This window comes from Archangium sp. (assembly GCF_057119385.1).
On sequence record NZ_DBNGVP010000061.1, the window covers coordinates 104,619 to 121,103 of the forward strand.

The following is a 16,485-nucleotide window of genomic DNA, read 5'->3' on the forward strand; positions in this document are numbered from 1 at the left end:
CCTGGCAGGTGCGGAATCTCCATCTCCTTCCAGCAGGTCCGCATCGCGCGCGCTGGCCCGGAAAAAAAGAGACGAGCGGATTTGTTACTCCGAGTGTGGGCCGGAGTAGGCTCCCATGGGAACGCCAGACTCATCTTCTGGCGAGACCGTTGAGGAGAAACCCGTGTCTCACAGACCCTTCATGTTGCTCCCCGTGGCGATCGGCGCCATGGGCCTCATGGCTTGTCCCGCGAAGACCCTCGTCGAGCCGGTGCAGCCACTTCCCCCGACGTCGGTAGGTGACTCCGCGGCCAGCTCCTGTCCGGCCGATCCCTCCTGGCTCACGAGCTCCACCCTGCCTGGCGAAGTGCCCGGGAACCAGAGCATCTGCAACTTCCAGCAGTTCATGTGGCAGTCCATGCTCGCGCTCGTCCAACCGGCCAGTGGCGATCCCACCCGGTTGCAATTCGAGACGTGGATGCCCTCCTACGGCATCTTCATCAAGGACGGCACGCCCACGCCCTGGGGCCAGGAGCCGCCCAACTCCTGCAGCTCCATCCAGAAGGCCGCCTCCATCGCTGGCACCACCCCCAGCAAGCCGCCCCGCGTCTACTCCGACATCACCAAGCAGGCCGGCGCGGATCAGCCGCTGATCGATCTCAAGGGCGAGTTCGTCTACTACGGCATGTCCGTCAACCAGAGCATCTACAACATGCTCACGTCCTGCCAGCTCTACATGGCCAACTGCGCGGGTCCCCTCAAGCCGGGGAACAAGGGCATCGACCTGATCAGCAAGTATCCGAACCTGGCCCTGCCCAACACCGCCGTCGAGCTCAAGACGAGCTGGATGGTGCTCGATGGCTCGGGCTTCAACCCGGACCTCTTCTACGTGGTTCCTGGCATCATCCAGTACAAGGGCGGGCCCTGCCGTCAGGTCAACCTGGGCCTGGTCGGGATGCACATCGTGGCCAAGACCCCGAACTTCCCGGCGATGATCTGGGCCACGTTCGAGCACCGCAACAACGCGCCCGATTGCAGCAACACCTCGGCCGCGCCTCCCCTCGGTGGTTCGTGGAACTTCTTCAACCCGAACTGCACCAACTGCACCACCAACACCTATCAGCCCGGCAAACCCGCCCAGGTCTGCCGCATGCACCCGGAGGGGGACTCGGCCACGGGGACCTTCCCCGACGGCAACGACTGCAAGGCCAATCCCAACCAGTTCGCCTGCCAGGACAAGACCCGCGCGATGCTCGCCCAGAGCTCCGAGGCCATCAACGCCATCAACAGCAGCGTCCAGTCGCTCATCCAGGCCAACCCCACCCTCATCAACAAGGTCTGGGCCAACTACGAGCTCGTGGGGAACGTGTGGACCGTGGGCGGCACCCTCCCTCCCTACCTGCAAGCGCAGCAGGGCGCGCTCTCCGCCGCCAATACCTCCATGGAGACCTTCGTGCAGAATGGTGTCGCGGCGGTGAGCAACCCCTACAACTGCATGAGCTGCCACAACATGCAGGGCCCCACCAACAGCCAGAACCTGCCGCCCGTGGGGTTGAGCCACCTCTTCGACAACGTCCAGATGCCGGGGGGGTGCGAGAACGGCTCCCTGCCCACCACCTGCAATCCCTACCTCTCCAACCCCTAGCCCCTGGAGCAGACCGATATGAGCTACCTTGACCAGCCTCGCATCAACTTCGCGGGCACGTTCCAGGCTTCGCCGGCCACCATCAACAACACGCCCAACAACTACAACCCGGCGAACTACAACGAGAACTCGCTCAAGCCCGAGAACATCGAGCTCTACTGGGAGCCCAAGGGCGACAGCATCTTCGATCTGATCCAATGCAAGGTGACCACCGTCGAGGCCCCCGGCGTCACCACCGACTCCCTCCTGGGGAGCACGGTCACGGCCCTGTACACCAGCTCTCCGCCCAAGCTGGTGGACCTGGATCCCATGCAGCAGAACGGCAGTGAGATCTGGGGCATGACCGTCATGCTCGGCGACTTCAGTGGCGCCTGGGTCCAGGGCGTGTTCTCGCCCGTCGCCTTCAATGGCATCTGGGGCAACTCGCAGGGCCCCAATACCCCCCGCAACTCGGCGAGCGGCTCCGCCGTCTATCAATCCACGCTCACCCATCTGAAATGGAACGTCGGTAACTCGGCGGTCCTCAAGGCGCTTCAGGCCCGGTCACCCAACCGGCTGTCCATCCGCATGGTGGTCAGCGCCCACAACAACGCCCCGCAGCTCTACGCCTTCACCACCGCCACCTTCCAGGCGATGCTGGCGCAAGGCGTCCCCCAGGCGGTCCTGGACAAGCTCGTGAGCCTCCAGGACTACGTGATGAACGTCGACAGCAATGGCAAGCCCGTGGCTCCGGGGCGGGGCTTCATCCCCACGCAGGTCTACGTCAACTCCCTGCTCGAGCAGCTCCTGGGTCAGAGCACGGCGCAGCAGTACGGTCCGGTGATCCTGGAGGTGACCAAGCAGCCCTACGCTCCGTGGATCGACTACAGCACCGGCAAACCCCTGCCCGAGCAGCCGCTCTACGACTTCAACTACGGGAAGATCGTCGGCTCCGTCGGGCCTTGCCTGGATGACGAGCCCTCCTATGCCGTGCCAGCGCGCACCCTGGCGCCGCCCGTGGGCTCGAAGTCCCCCGCGTGGTGGGCCCAGGCCCAACTCGACCTCGATGGCTCCACGCCCTCGTTGACCCTCGACCTCGCCAACTCGCTACCGGTCCGGCTGCCGGGGCGCCCGCTGTGGGCGGAGAAGCTCGGGACGTTGTCGCTCGCCTATTACACCGGCACCGGCGACAACAAGACGTACACGACCTTCGTTCCCTCGATTGACTACTCCAACCCCGATTTCATCGACAAGCAGTCCGGGATGCTGGTCGTCACCCAGTTCGGCTCCGTCGATCCCAAGAGCCTCGCGAACCTCCCGATCGCCCTTCGGAGCACGACGACCGTCAACGGCAGTCCCGTGACCCAGAGCCTGCTGGAGGAGAACTCCGAGGGCCTGAGCATGCGGGCCAACCAGTTCATCTTCCGCATGAACCCGGGCCTGCAGACCACCCCCAGCTTCCCGCTCGGAGAGACCAACACCGTCGACATCTACGTGCGCAAGTTCGGCCGGGTCGAGGGCACGGAGCAGTGGAAGGTCAGCCTCAACACCCTCAGCCCGAGCGAGGCGGCCACGTACACCCTCGAGACCCTGGGCACGTCGGGCACCAATGGCATCAACGCGGGGAACATCTCGACGCCTCCCGGGAAGCTGGTGCTCTCCTCGAGCCTCGTGCCGATCACCGGCGGCAAGGCCACCCTCACCATCACTGGCACGGATCCCGGCAATCCACGCGGCTTCGTCGACGGGCAGGTCTACTTCACCACCTACACCTTCAGCCCGGCCGTCGCGGACTACAACCAGGATCCCAACGATCTCGTCAGTGCCCAGATCTACCAGCAGAATCCGATCTCGGGCACGCCCACGTGGGTCAATGGCATCGGCGACATGCTGCGGCAATACGGCATGCTCTATCCGATCATGGGCCGCTTCCAGTTGTGGACCTATGAAGGGGTGGTGGTGAACCGCGAGAAGATCCAGCGGGTCCTCGGCCTGGACATCACCCAGCCGCTGCACATGCCGGTGAGTCGTGACCTGTCGACCATCCGGTGCAACCTCATCCTGAACTGGTTCAATTCGGGCATGCCCTATGGGCCCATCGGTCCCGTGGGAGGACCGGGCGCGAGCTGGGACAACCAGTCCGCGGTCAGTGGCTGGGGGCCCATGACGAGCCTCCTGGTGCGCTCCGGCGACATCATCGACGCCATTCAGGCCAGCTACGGCTCCAATACCGCGCCCTTCGAGGGGGGACCGGGTGGCAACCCCGCCACGATCGACCTCACCGACGATGCGATCGTGTCGCTCACCGGTTACACGGGCACGTACTTCGGCATGGAGCAGGTCGCGCAGATCACCTTCCATACCGCGCGCGGCAAGAGCTACGGCCCCTTCGGGACCATGGCCAACGTGTACAACCCGCAGCCCTACACGCTCGCCGCGCCCGCCGGTAGTGCGATCCGGTCGTTCTTCGGGACGACGGTGACGCACTCGGATGGGAGCACGTTCATCGCCTCCATCGGCGGCAACGTGCAGTTGCTGTAGCACCCGATGCCCGGCGCGGCCTCTCCACGGGGGCCGCGCCCGGGCAGTCGATCAGGGCTGCGAGGGCAGCAGCAGGGCGTCCCGCACCTCCGCTGCTGGTGGGTGTGCGTTGAGCGCCAGGTAGATCTCGAACCACGCGAGATAGGCGCGCCAGGAAGGATCCTGCTGGTCGATGAGGGTGCGTTGCGCCTGGCCCAGACGCTTGGGCACGTCGAAAGGCACCCGCGTGTTCCCATCCGAGTGCAACTGCGCCGCGAACCAGAGCACGTCGAGCTGGCCGGCATCGACCGGTGCGTGGGTGCGCTTGACCAGGGTGTCGGCGTGCTCGAGCGCCTTGCCCAACCAGCGGGCCGCCCGCGCCGTGTCCCGGCGATCCACGGCGTTCTCGGCCAGCCGCATCTCCGCCAGCGTCACCGCGCGGATGTCCTCGTCGCGATCCGACTCGGCGAACTGTTCCAGGAACAGCGCGCGCCGCTGTTCGAGTGCGTGGGCGGCGGCGTCCAGGTTCCCGAGCCGCGTCTCCGCATTGGCGCGCAGTCCCGCGGCGATGATGCGATAGGAGCGCTGGACGTGCTCGGGCGTGGCGTGGGCCTGTCTCAGCGTGGTCTGCACGGCCGGGGTGGCCAGGTCGCGATCCACCTTCTCCAGGTCCTCCAACGCCCGCTGGGGCTGACCCGCGCCCAACGCCGCGGCGCAGCGGGACAGCCGCACCACCAGCCGGTTGCGCAGCCCCTCCGCGTCGCTGGGGCCCGCTTCCACGGTGGGCAGTTCACGATCGTAGAGCGCCAACGCCCGCTCGAACCGGCCCGCCGCGAGGTTGTAGAGCGCCGCGCGATCCAGTGCCAGGGTGGCGAACCTGTCCAGCTTCGGTGTGGTGTCCACCATGGCCAGGGCCTTGTCCGCCGCCTGCGCTGACTCTTCCTCGCGGCCGACGTGCAGGAGCGCCCGGGCCCGGGCCAGGGACACCGCCAGCCCCGACGCGTTGTCCACATAGGGCAACTTGTCCCGTTGCTCGAGGTAGCCCAGGGCGATGTGGAAGTTGCCCACCTGGGTGTGCAACAGCCCCAACGCGCCGAGGAGCCTCGCCCGGTAGCGGACGTTGTTGCGCACCAGGTCCAGGGCAATCAGATAGTGCCGGTTGGCGCGCTCGGCGGCCGCGGGCGCGTGGCCCCGGAGGAAGTCCTCGTGATGAATGGCTCCCGAGAGGGCATGCGCCACGCGCTGGTTCTTGAGCTCCTGCCACGAGGCGCGCAGCTCCTTCACGGCCGCCGCCACCATTTGAGCGTGGGCGCGGTCATCCTCCAGCTTGGGCAGCTGGCGCGCCATGAGGTAGGCCTTCACGAAGTGCGCGAGCGGCCCGGCCATCTTCGGAGAGGTGGTGGTGACTTCCTTCTCCACCACCTCGGGGCTGACGCCGGCCCGTAGACGCAGGCTCATGGACTCGACGGCACTCTCCAGGTAGCCCGTGCGTTGCGTCACGAGGTCGAAGTCGGCACGGGCCTCGTCCAGCCGCTCCCTCGCCAACCGGCGGTAGGCCCGGCCCAGCATCGCGCGGCGGAACAACCGTTCGGCCTGGCGGCGTTCCTCGGTGCCGGGCCGGGCGTCATCGACGTAGACCGTCGCCAACGCCTCCAGCACGCCGTCGGCGCCGAGCCCCGCCGCGCGCTCGACGGCGTCCTGCACCAGGGCTCGCCGGCGAAGGGGATTCTCCTGCTGCCGGTAGAACGCGATCAGCGCGTCCCGGACGGGCCGGGGGGGACGCTCTTCGTGCAACGCGTTGACGTGCCGGCCCAGCTCCAGGGCGAACGCATAGGCCGAGCCGGCGGGGGCCGAGGCGAGTGCCTGGGCCATGGCGGCATCCGCCTCGTCGTACGGGCGTCCCCGGTACAGGGCGCGGACGGCGGCGCGAGCGAAGTCGAGCTGGTCATCTTCAGGAAACACCTTGTTCATGGACAGCCGGCGGCCGGCGTCGACGAGGGCCTCGCGATCATCAAGCGCGCGGTACAGCGCGTCCGCTTGCTCGTACCAGGCCTCCAGCACCGCGCGCGGCGTGGTGTCGGTCACCTGGGCGGCCTCTAGCTCCTGACGCGCCCGCGTGAAGTCTCCGGCGGTCTGTGCCAGCTCGCTGCGCACCACGTGTTGAAAGACGGCGGAGGGCGGGCTGGGGGCGGTGGAGGGATCCAACGCGGCCATGCGTTGCCGTTCGGCGTCAGCGGGCTCGCCCACCCTGCGGCCGTACTCGCGCTCCTTCATGGCGCGCCGGTGCTCGATGAGGAGCCGCAGCGGCTCCGCCAGTCCCGCGGTGGCGGGATCGTCCACCGACCGCATGTGGCGGGCGTAGAACTCCGCCGCATCGAAGTCCTCGTACGCCAAGTGGAGCTGACTCAGGCGCATCATCAGCAGACGGCGGAGTTTGGGCCGGGTTTCGCGCAGCAGGCGTTGGCGGTAGAGCAGGAGTTGATCCGCGCGCCTGCCAACCATCTTCAATTCCCCGCTGAGACGAGGAACGTCCCAGCTGCTGGGAACCTGGCCATCCAGCGGCAGCTGATACACATCCAGTGATTGATCGCGCGAGCAGGTCGCGATGAGGGTCGCGGCCGCGGGTGCCGGGTACTCGCAGCTCCAGGACGCACTGGTGAGCTGGTCCGGACTGGAGGCGGCGGCCAGCTCGGGCGCATCCTCGCGCTCGGCGGCGAAAGGCACCCGGAACAGCACGCCCTTGTCGCTGGCGTCGATCACCCCGTCCGCATTGGAGTCGGTGAAGAACTGCACCACGTACAGGGAGCGCCCATCGAGCGCGAACACCGGCTGTCCGGTCTGCCCCGGAAGATCCAGCGCCATCGGGATGGGGGTTGCGCCCGGGCGATCCAACCGGAGTGCCTCCAGATGGAGCGAGGCGCGCGCGGCGAAGCCGGGGCCCACCTGCTGCACGGAGCGCTCGACCGGGACGTACACCAGCCAGCGCCCATCGGGGGAGAGGGTGGGACTGGTCAGGTTGCGCTCGAGCAGGGGACTCGCGCTCAACTCGCGTTTCACCGTGACCCGCGACAATCTCAGGTCCCCCTGGATGGTGGCCCGGCTCACCAGCGCGATGTGCGAGGCATCCATCCACTCCGCCTGCAGCGCGCTGGTCTCCTCCTCGAGGCACCGGCGGTCTTCCCCACCCGGCAGCTTCCGCACACACAGCTGGCCGCTGGCCTGGTTCCGGAACGAGATGTAGAGCAGGTGTTTGCCGTCGGGGCTGATCCGCGGCCAGGTCACGTCCGCGCCTTCGTCGAAGAGGCGGCGCTCGCGGCCCTGGTCCATGTCCTGAATGTAGATCTCGGTCGCGATGTTACGGTTGGACACGAAGATCAGCGTGTTTCCATCGGGCGCCAACTGCCCCAGGAATTGATCTCCCATGCCCACGGTGAGCCGCGAGAGCGTGCGCAGGCCGCCGTCGTTCTCATCGTCCTGCGCCCAGGCGCTGCCCACCATGAGGACGGCCAGGACCAGGAAGCACCGGCCACGGAGCGTCAGCACTTCTTCTCTCCCCAGGTGCCGTCGTCGGCTTCGACCCAGCCGCCGCAGATGACCCCCTTCGCGTGCATCTGCTGCCAGCTCCGGCGCACCGACTCCTCGGGCACGTCGGGGCGGACCGTCCGCATCCACTGCCACAGGTTCTGCCGGGCCCGGTTCACCCGTTCCACCAGCGCGACGTCATCGGCCGACATGCGTCCGGCCTGGCATTGGCGCCGGGTGACCACCAGCAGCCCGTCCCGCCCTTCTCCCACGCAGTGGCGCCGCAGCAACTCGTCGACCCGGTCCGCCTGCGTCCTGCCCAGGTTCTCGATCAACGGCGTGGGTTGGATGCCCAGGTCCTCCAGTTGGTTGGGCGTGAACGGCACCGGTGTCGGGCTCATGCCCGCGCGAGCGAGACGCCGTTCCACGTCCTTGAACGAGCCCGAGGCCTGTTCCTCGAGTGCCGTCGCGCGATCGACCATGACGATCTCAGGAGCGCGGATGCACCCGGGAAGGGCGAGGGCGGCGAGCAGCAGCAACCCGCGGCGATTCATGGCGTGGCCTCCGGAGGGGACAAGGAGTCGATGACACGGTCGACGATGGGGCCCATGGCGATGCCCCGGATCTCGTCGATGCTGAGGAACCGGGCCAGGCCGCCCATGGTGATGCGCAGCCTGCCGAAGCCCTGGTTGAAGCTCACCCGCACGTTCTCCGGGTAGCCCACGCTCAACGCGTAGCGGACCCGGTTGGTGGCGGGATCCGTGTGGCGCGGATCCTCGAGGTCCAGCAGGTCCAGCAGGTGGCGGTTGCCAATGCGGAGGATCTCCGCGCGTCCGTTGACGCTGCGATCCTTGCCGGAGATGACCACGGCGGCATTGCCATCGAAGGGCTCGCCCCGGGACGAGCGCACGCCGGTCGCCCGCACGCGTGCTTCCAGGGTGGAGTGTTGTCCCTGCCAGTTCAACACGCACTGTCCGGTGATACGCCCACCGCGGACGCCCATCTCCAGCTGACTCATGGAGAAGACGTTCTGGTTGACGAACAGGTTTCCAGCCAGGGGCGCGATGGAGATGCGTGGCGTGGTGATGCTGCCCACCGACACGAAGCCACTGCGCGAGAGCAGGGGGTGCTGGTCGGCGAAACGAAGCATCGAATACGGGTTCACGTCGATGTCGCCCAGCAGCTTCACCTGGCCCTCGGTGAGCTCCACGTTCTCGGTGAACGGCACGTTGCCATCGAGCGCTTCGATGGTGACTCCCGATTGGGGCAGCCGCAGGTTCACGTTCTGGAAGAGCACGTTGGAGAGGCTTCGGAAGACCACCAGGTTGGGCGAAGCCACCTGGAAATCGAGTGTGGCCTTGCCACTGCCCTCGAGGAGTCCGGGCCGCGCGAGCTTGGACAGGTCCTGCTCCAGTTTCCCCTGGACCGCCAGCCGGCGCCGGTCGTCACCGAGCTCGAGCCGGCCTTCGGCTTTCAGGCGGGTACTCGTCCCCGCGTTGGTCAGGTGCAGGTCGGGGATGTGGATGAGGCCATTGGGCTCACGGCGAGCGGAGAACGACCATTCCAGGTCCTGGACCGGATAGGGCAGCGCCGGCTTCTGCTCGAGGGCACCGACCTTCAAGCGTTGTTTCAGTCCGAGCTCGTCCGCTTCCCACTTCCCGGTGAAGGTGGCGGTGGTGTCGCTGGACACATGGGCGAACGACAGCCGGCGATCGCTCATGCCGACGTTGAGCTTTTCCACCGTCAGGTTGCTGTGGACGGTTCGCCGTGGCCCCTCGGCGCGCGACTCGACCCGCCAATGCAGCGCGGGGAGGTTGATGGAGCGGGCATCCTCTCTCCAGCGGATGCCGCGCGCGTCCACCACGGCTGTTCCCTCGAAGCTGGCGGTACGCAGGGGGTCGGGGGCCAGGCTCGGGGTGCCGTCGGCGGCGATGTCCGTGAGCACACCGAGCAGCGTGCCATGCAGCTCCACGTTCAGCTCGAGCCGGGAGGGCTCCAGTTCCGCGGGCACTCCGGCCCTGGCCAGCAGCGGTGTCAGCGCACCGAGCGGCGGAAGGCCGCCCGTGACATCACAGCGAAGCGCGCGGGCCTTGCGGTCGAACGCCAGTGCGGCATCGAGTGCGAGCTTCAACCCCGCCTGGCTGGTGAGTCCCAGCCGGAGCGACGGCTTGCGGCGATCGAGGTCCAGCGTCAGGGTCTGGTGTTGAGGACCCGCATCGTTCTCGCCGACGCGCAGCCCTTCGATTTGGAGCTCCAGCTCGCCCTTGTGCCGCCAGGCATCTCCTCGCGAGCTCAGCACGGCGGCGAGGTTGCTGGCCGACACGTCGTCCCAGCCCGGCCGCTGCAGGCGCAGTTCCGTGCGGTGCTCCAACCGTGGCGCGGAGGAGAAGAGCGCCGCCAGCCTGCCCGTGGAGGCCAGATTCACGGCCAGCTGCTTCCAGGGAAAGCGCGCGGCGACCGACTCGGGGATGAAGGGCCGGGCGGCGGCGAGGTCCGGGGCCTGGAGGGCCACGGTGTACGCCACAACGTCGGTCCCCTTGGTGGCATCCATCGACGCGTGCATCGTGCCGACGTCGAGCTCCAGATGGGCGCGGGCCCGGCTCAGCCGCGGCTCGTCCAACCGGGGGAACGCCTCCGACACGTCGAGCTTCACGTGCACGGGACCCTTCAGCACCTCGCGTCCATCCGCCGTGACCACCTGGAGTGAGCGCACGGGCAGGTCCGCTTTCAGTGCGAAGGGCGGCTCTCCCGTCAGGGGCGCATGGAGATGGAATCCCAGACGTTCAGCGGTCGCACGCAGCCCGGAGGCACGGACGTCCAATGCCTCCACCATGCCGGACAGGGCCGCATCCCCCGCGACCTGGATGGGCGAGGAGGGGTCTGGCCGCAGCTGGTGACCCTTCAGTTCGCCGGAGGCCTTCGGAACATGAAGCGGGGTGGACCCCCCGACCTCGAGTCCCTGGAGCGCGAAGGCGAGCCGAGCGTCCAGCCCCTTCTGGGAATCTGGGGTCGCCACGAGGGAGACGCGTCCACCGTCGAGTGTCACCTGGAGCCCGTCTCGAGCGAGCTGGAGCGCCGCGACGTCGCCCCCCAGCTCGAGTCTGCCCTGCGCCCCCAGCTGTGGCATGGCGCTGAGGGTGAGCTCCTGGGCATCCAGATGCACCTTGCCGCGCTCGAGGGCGAACGGACGCAGATCGGCGGGGACCTGTTGCAGCAGCCGTCCGAGATCGAGATCCGCCAGGGCTCGCGTCACGGTGGGTGGAACCTCCGCCGCATCCGGAAGCACCAGCTGTGCTTGCACTTCGGCGCTGTCGGTCAGCTGGGTGCGGTCCAGCTCGAGGGCGATGTGCCGCTTCTCGGCATCGAACTTCGCGGAGGCGGTGCCGTGCAGCAGTGCACGGACCGTGAAGCGAGGATCGAAGGTCTGCCGCGCGACATCGAGGTCCACCCGCGCACGAGCGGCTGATGCCCCCACTTCCGCCGAGAGGGTCAGTTCCAGTTGTGCCAGGGCCGATGGAATGGCGGAGCCTTCACGGCTCAACTCCAGGGGAAGCGGCTTGCCGGTCTGGCCTGTTGTCGCGAAGAGCTTCCATCCATCGTCCTGATGCTTCGCTTCGAGCTCGGCCGCGAGCCCACGCAAGGACCAGCGATCGATCACTTCTCCGTTCCGGACACGGACGTAGCTCAATGACACGCCCGAGACTTCGACCTTCCCGACGGGAGGCGCGGAGGCCAGGAGGGCCGCGGCCTGCTGAGAGGCTCCGAGTGGCGCTTCAACGGGCGGCGGCGTGGGGGATTCCGGCCCCGTCAGGCCCGTGAGGGACGTAGGCCCCGCATCGTCGGCCACCAGGACGAAGGCCACGTCCCGCACCGCCACCCGCTCGACCAGGACGGTCCCGCTGAGCAGCGAGCCGGGCGACCATTGCGCCTCCAGCGTGCCGGCGCGCAGCAGCTCGGGCGAGACGCCTTGGAACGGCGATGGGGTCCGCACCACCAGCCCTTCCAGCCGCAGACCCGAGAGCACGGCGACCCGGGCCGCTTGGTAGTCCAGCTGCAGGCCCGTGGCTGCTTCCACCCGGGAGACGATGCGCTGTTTCAACCAGGGGCGGTCGAGGTTGTGCAGAGCGGCCACCGCCGTGACCAGCACCAGCGCGAGCGTCGCGACGAGAACCAGGAGCACGCCTGCGATGATTCGAGCCAACCGCTGGCGAGGCCGTCCAGCTCCGGCTCCGGGGGATTCCATGATGTTCGGTGGGTCGCGAGCGGTCACCGGCGTCCTACCACGTGGCGAAATCGGGTTTCAATCGCCGGTACCCGGTTGGCTCGCCCGATGGTGGTGGGGACTTTGCTCCCTGCTGGTTCTCGGCCCTCTCGGGGCACACGCTCTTGGCTCCTGTACAATGGAGTCTGGGAGGAACACCCATGGAGCGAGCCCTCCGCGGAGCCGGGTTCACCGAGCGCACGTTCGACACCGGAGAGGTGAAGCTCAATTACGCAGAGGGCCCGGCCTCGGGTCCCCCGCTGCTGCTCATCCCCGGCCAGTCGATGCCCTGGCAGAGCTACCAGCGCGTGTTGCCGGAACTGTCCCGCCGCTTCCACGTCTTCGCCGTGGACGTGCGGGGCCATGGCCGTTCCGGCTGGACGCCGGGCCGGTACACCTTCCACAACATGGGCCGGGACTTCTCCGCGCTGCTGCGGGAGGTCATCCGTGCGCCCGCGATCGTCTCGGGCAACTCGTCCGGTGGCATCATCGCGGTGTGGCTCGCGGCGTACGCACCGGACCTGGTGCGCGGCATCATCCCCGAAGACCCTCCGCTCTTCAGCTGCGAGTGGCCACGCCTGCGCGATGACACGTGGGTCTACACGTTCTTCGAGGTCTGCGTGGAGACGCTCGCGCGCCCGGAAGGAAAGGACCTCGCGGGCTTCTTCTCGCGTCTGGAGATTCCCGTCCAGGGCGACGGCCGCCTCATGAAGTTCCCGAGGCCCCTGGCCGTGCTCGTGGGGGCGCTCATCCGCGGGTATCGCCTGCTGCGTCCCACGGGGCCGGTGGAGCTGCCCTTCCTGCCGCTGCAGGTCCGGCTCTTCGTGAAGGGGCTCTCGGAGTATGACCCGGAGTTCACCCGCGCCTTCCTGGATGGCAGCCCGGGCGAGGGCTTCAGCCACGAGGAGGCGCTGAAGCGGGTGAAGTGCCCCCTGCTGCTGCTCCAGGCCCACTCCTTCCGGCATCCCACGCTGGGGCTCGTCGGCGCCATGGACGACGCGGACGTGCGGCGCGTGCTCTCGCTCGTGCCCCATGCCGAGCACGTGCTGCTCTCCGCGGCCCACCAGATTCATGTGGATCAACCGAAGCGCTTCATCGCCGAGGTGGTCCGTTTCGCGAGGGACTCCTCCCATCCATTTCCGTCACATGAACTTGGCGGACCCGATGACGCTGAAATGACGGTGCTCCACTAGATACCCGTCCAGACCGGAATCCTGGTGATTCCGCGTGCGTCTGGGAAAACCATGTTCAATGCCATGAAGAAGCCGTCGTACCTGAAGGGTGTCGCGGTGCTGGGAGCGCTGTCGCTGGTCGCGGCGGGCTGTGGAGCGGAGGAGCCGGTGGCCGGCCAGGAGGCGCTGGCGGCGCAGGAGGGCGCGCTGGTGCCCGTGGGGACGGGAGGGCTGCCCACCCTGTCGCAGCTCCAGCCGCTCGCGCAGGACACCGCCCAGAGCGGCAAGGTTCTCCTCTCCAGCAACAACCCGGAGACCATCACCTCCTACGGCGTGCTGTTCAGCACCCAGTACACCCCGGGCATCAAGCGCGGTGACACGAGCAACTACCCGTACACCACGAACGCGCCGGCGGCGACGCTGGTGGGCAGCAAGACGCTGGACTCGACCTGCCCCGCGGGCGCGGTCAAGGACATCGGGGTGTACATCGCCCACATCATGGGCGGCGGCGTTGGCAGCGGCTACGTGAGCCTGGGGGTCACGCCGACGCAGAACACCGTCATCGAGGTGGTGGGAGACCTGGCCCTGGGCGCCTGGGTGACGAGGGATCCGAACTTCGTGTCCAACAAGGTGACCGAGGACTACTTCTTCAACCCCAACCTGTCGCGGCGCACCGTGTCGGTCACGGCCAACCAGTACAACCAGATCGACGTGGCGGGCGGCAGCGCCGGCTATATCGACGGCCGGCTCAACCTGCGCATCGCCACGGGCTACAGTGGCTGCTTCTACGTCCACACCCTCTCCCAGCCGACCGCGACGGCGAGCACGACGGTGCCGTCCACCTGGGCCAAGGGCAATGTGGCCTGGGAGGGCTGGTACAACGGGACGGGCTATGGCCGTGGCGCCGGCGTGTTCTCGGGTGACAAGGTCGCGGGCAGCCAGTCCTTCTCGCTGCCCGGGCCCGGCTACGTGCGCGGCTACGTGGTGGCCAGCGCGGCGCAGGCGTACGGCGCGAGCTTCTACTACGCCGACTCGGCGCCGGTGAACTTCGGCAACTACGGCAACTTCTACGACGAGTCCTTCACCGTGACGAACAGTGGCTCCACCTGCATGCGGGTGCGGGCCGAGTTCGTCAGCTACGCCGGGGTGGGCGCCACCCAGAAGCCCACCTACAGCGTGTACAACGCGATGAGCTCCGTGCCGAGCGTGTACTGGAACGGCCCGCTGCGCTTCGTGAACACCTCGGGCGTCTGGTCGCCGGTGGAGGACATCATCGTGTATGCCACCCAGAACACCACCACGCCGGACGCCATCGTGCAGACCATGCGGCACGGCATCGAGCTGCGGACGGTCGCGGCGGGCACGTCCACGACGTTCCGCTTCCAGCTCGGCGTGCCGGGCCTCATCTCCTCGCCGGGCTCGTTCGTCTTCACCAGCGAGGGCTGCTGAGCACCCCGCGGTCCACGAGGGACTCCGTGCTCGTTGCGCGGAGGCCCTCGACGTCCGCGCTCTCCAGGTCCCCATCGGGTCCGGCAAGAACCGATGGGGTTGAACGGGATGATTCCATGACGTTTCCTCGGGAGCTCCCGCACGACTGGGATGGGATTGGACCGATGAAAGAGTCAGGGCAGGGCGACCTTCAAGGGGGCGCAGTTGCCCGTGCCCCCTCATCCGTGCCTTTCACGGAACCTCCGCCCAGAGCGTCCTGGAGGGCAGCACGGATGGCACCCATTGGACGTTGTTGAAGACGCTCGGTCACACTGCCCATCCGGGACTGGTACGGCCTGAGCTGCTCCAGCCCGCCCTGCCTGAGCTTCCCCACGGACTCGAGCGCCCAGGCGGTGCACCAGGGCCTCACCTACGGCGTGAACCCGTATGACGGCGTGTGCGGCAACGTGCACTCCTGATCCCGCTACCTGAGCGTGTCCCGCTACCTGAGCGTGGCGCCGGACTGCGGCGGCGAGTTCCTGGTGTGGTGGTTCCAGAACATGCCGGGCTACGGCTCGGGCCAGACGTACGCGGATGGGCGGCCCATGCCGTCCCTGTGGCCTTGCTTCTTCTACTGACGGCCGCTTCGAAGGGCCCCTCCTCCGTGACGGACGGGGGAGGGGTTCGTGATGTCGAGTGCTTCAGCTCACGTGTCGTCGCGGCTGTCGTCCCTCAGGTGGTTCACGTCTCCCCAGGTCACCAGGCGGAAGGTGCCCGGGTGGTAGTCGAACTGGCTCCAGCTGGCGTTGAGCACGGAGAAGGCGCGCGGCGTGCCGTGTGGAATCCCCAGGCAGTGCCGGAACAGGCTGCTGAGGACGCCACCGTGGGTGACCACCACGACGCGCGCTCCCGCGTGGCGGGCTCCGAGCTCCTCCAGGCACTCGACCGCATGGCGGAGCCGCTGGGAGGCGCTCTCCCCCTTGGGCACGACGAAGTCCGGCCCGCCCGCCGCGTACTCCGCGAACATCTCGGGATGGCGTTGGCCCGCCTCGTCCCGCGTGAGTCCTTCCAGGATGCCCAGGCCCCGCTCGCGCAGGCGCGTGTCCTGGAGCACGGAATGGCCCGTGCGCGCGGCGATGCGGCGCGCCGTCTCCAGCGCCCGTCCCAGGTCACTGCTGTAGAGCGCCTGGAAGGACTCGGACGCGAGGCGCACGGCGAGTGCGTCCGCCTGGCGCAGGCCCTTCGCGCTCAGTGCACTGTCCAGGTGTCCCTGCAGCCGCCCCAGGGAGTTCCACTCCGTCTCACCGTGGCGGAGCAGGATGAATTCGGTCTTCATGGGGGACAGATTGTCCGAGTGCGGGCCCGCAGTGGAGGAAACGTTGGACCCGGTGCCCGCCGGGATGGCACGGTGCCGGGAACCGCACAGGAGGGGCGCCCGTGCCCACCATCGTCAGCCCCGACATCGACACCGAGCGCCTCACCATGCGCTGCTCGCGACTCGAGGACTTCGAGGATTCCCACGCGCTGTGGTCGGACCCCCAGGTCGTCCGGTACATCACCGGCAAGCCGTCCACCTCCGAGGAGACGTGGTTCCGCCTGTTGCGCAACGCGGGCCACTGGCAACTGCTGGGGTTCGGGTACTGGGTGGTGCGCGAGAAGAGCACGGGCCGGTTCGTCGGCGAGGTGGGCCTCGCGGACTTCCGGCGGGACATCACGCCCTCGCTCGGCGGAGCCAGGGAAGCGGGCTGGGTGCTGGCTCCGTGGGCGCAGGGAAAGGGGTTCGCCACGGAGGCCGTGCGCGCGGGGCTGCGGTGGGCGGAGGAACGGTTCGGTCCGGAGCGCGTGGTGTGCCTCATCGACCCGAGGAACGAGGCCTCGGTCAAGGTCGCGCACAGGTGCGGGTTCCGCGAGTTCGCACGCAGCACGTACAAGGGCGAGCCGAGCATGATGCTCGAGCGGCTCCCCGGGGACAGGTGAGT

The 16,485-nt window shown here is 68.0% G+C and carries 10 protein-coding genes; 6 read left to right on the forward strand and 4 right to left on the reverse strand.

The window, feature by feature from the left end; all coding sequences use genetic code 11:
- Positions 1-163 precede the first annotated feature (163 nt).
- Complete coding sequence (locus tag AC16DP_RS13845) at positions 164-1,624, forward strand: hypothetical protein (RefSeq protein ID WP_329733669.1); 1,461 nt, start codon at positions 164-166, stop codon at positions 1,622-1,624.
- 18 nt (positions 1,625-1,642) lie between these two features.
- Complete coding sequence (locus AC16DP_RS13850; protein WP_329733670.1) at positions 1,643-4,144, forward strand: jacalin-like lectin; 2,502 nt, start codon at positions 1,643-1,645, stop codon at positions 4,142-4,144.
- 51 nt (positions 4,145-4,195) lie between these two features.
- On the opposite strand, the gene AC16DP_RS13855 is transcribed toward AC16DP_RS13850, so the two are convergent.
- The 3 genes from AC16DP_RS13855 to AC16DP_RS13865 are packed head-to-tail and all read right to left on the reverse strand — an operon-like array spanning position 4,196 to position 11,888.
- Positions 4,196-7,666, reverse strand: coding sequence for a hypothetical protein (locus AC16DP_RS13855; RefSeq protein WP_329733671.1), 3,471 nt, complete (start codon positions 7,664-7,666; stop codon positions 4,196-4,198).
- Positions 7,660-8,199 (reverse strand): DUF1318 domain-containing protein, encoded by a 540-nt coding sequence (locus AC16DP_RS13860; protein ID WP_329733672.1) that lies wholly within the window; start codon positions 8,197-8,199, stop codon positions 7,660-7,662. Before AC16DP_RS13860 ends, AC16DP_RS13855 begins: the two co-directional genes overlap by 7 nt.
- Positions 8,196-11,888, reverse strand: coding sequence for a hypothetical protein (locus tag AC16DP_RS13865; RefSeq protein ID WP_329733673.1), 3,693 nt, complete (start codon positions 11,886-11,888; stop codon positions 8,196-8,198). The genes AC16DP_RS13860 and AC16DP_RS13865 overlap by 4 nt, the downstream gene beginning before the upstream one ends.
- Positions 11,889-12,067: 179 nt before the next feature.
- Between AC16DP_RS13865 and AC16DP_RS13870 the strand changes: the two genes are divergently transcribed.
- The 3 genes from AC16DP_RS13870 (at position 12,068) to AC16DP_RS13880 (ending at position 15,144) form a co-directional block, all read left to right on the forward strand.
- Positions 12,068-13,099 carry an alpha/beta fold hydrolase gene (locus AC16DP_RS13870; protein WP_329733674.1) on the forward strand — a complete coding sequence of 344 codons (1,032 nt, stop codon included), beginning with the start codon at positions 12,068-12,070 and terminating at the stop codon, positions 13,097-13,099.
- Positions 13,100-13,162: 63 nt separating this feature from the next.
- The gene (locus AC16DP_RS13875; protein ID WP_329733675.1) at positions 13,163-14,527 is read left to right on the forward strand and encodes a hypothetical protein; all 1,365 of its coding nucleotides are present in this window, start codon (positions 13,163-13,165) and stop codon (positions 14,525-14,527) included.
- A 473-nt stretch (positions 14,528-15,000) separates the two neighbouring features.
- Positions 15,001-15,144, forward strand: coding sequence for a hypothetical protein (locus AC16DP_RS13880; RefSeq protein WP_329733676.1), 144 nt, complete (start codon positions 15,001-15,003; stop codon positions 15,142-15,144).
- 68 nt (positions 15,145-15,212) lie between these two features.
- Here the strand turns inward: AC16DP_RS13880 and AC16DP_RS13885 are convergent, their stop codons facing one another.
- The gene (locus tag AC16DP_RS13885) at positions 15,213-15,842 is read right to left on the reverse strand and encodes a histidine phosphatase family protein (RefSeq protein ID WP_329733677.1); all 630 of its coding nucleotides are present in this window, start codon (positions 15,840-15,842) and stop codon (positions 15,213-15,215) included.
- A 101-nt stretch (positions 15,843-15,943) separates the two neighbouring features.
- Here AC16DP_RS13885 and AC16DP_RS13890 point away from each other — a divergent pair, with 101 nt between their 5' ends.
- Positions 15,944-16,483 (forward strand): GNAT family N-acetyltransferase, encoded by a 540-nt coding sequence (locus AC16DP_RS13890; RefSeq protein ID WP_329733678.1) that lies wholly within the window; start codon positions 15,944-15,946, stop codon positions 16,481-16,483.
- Positions 16,484-16,485: the final 2 nt, after the last annotated feature.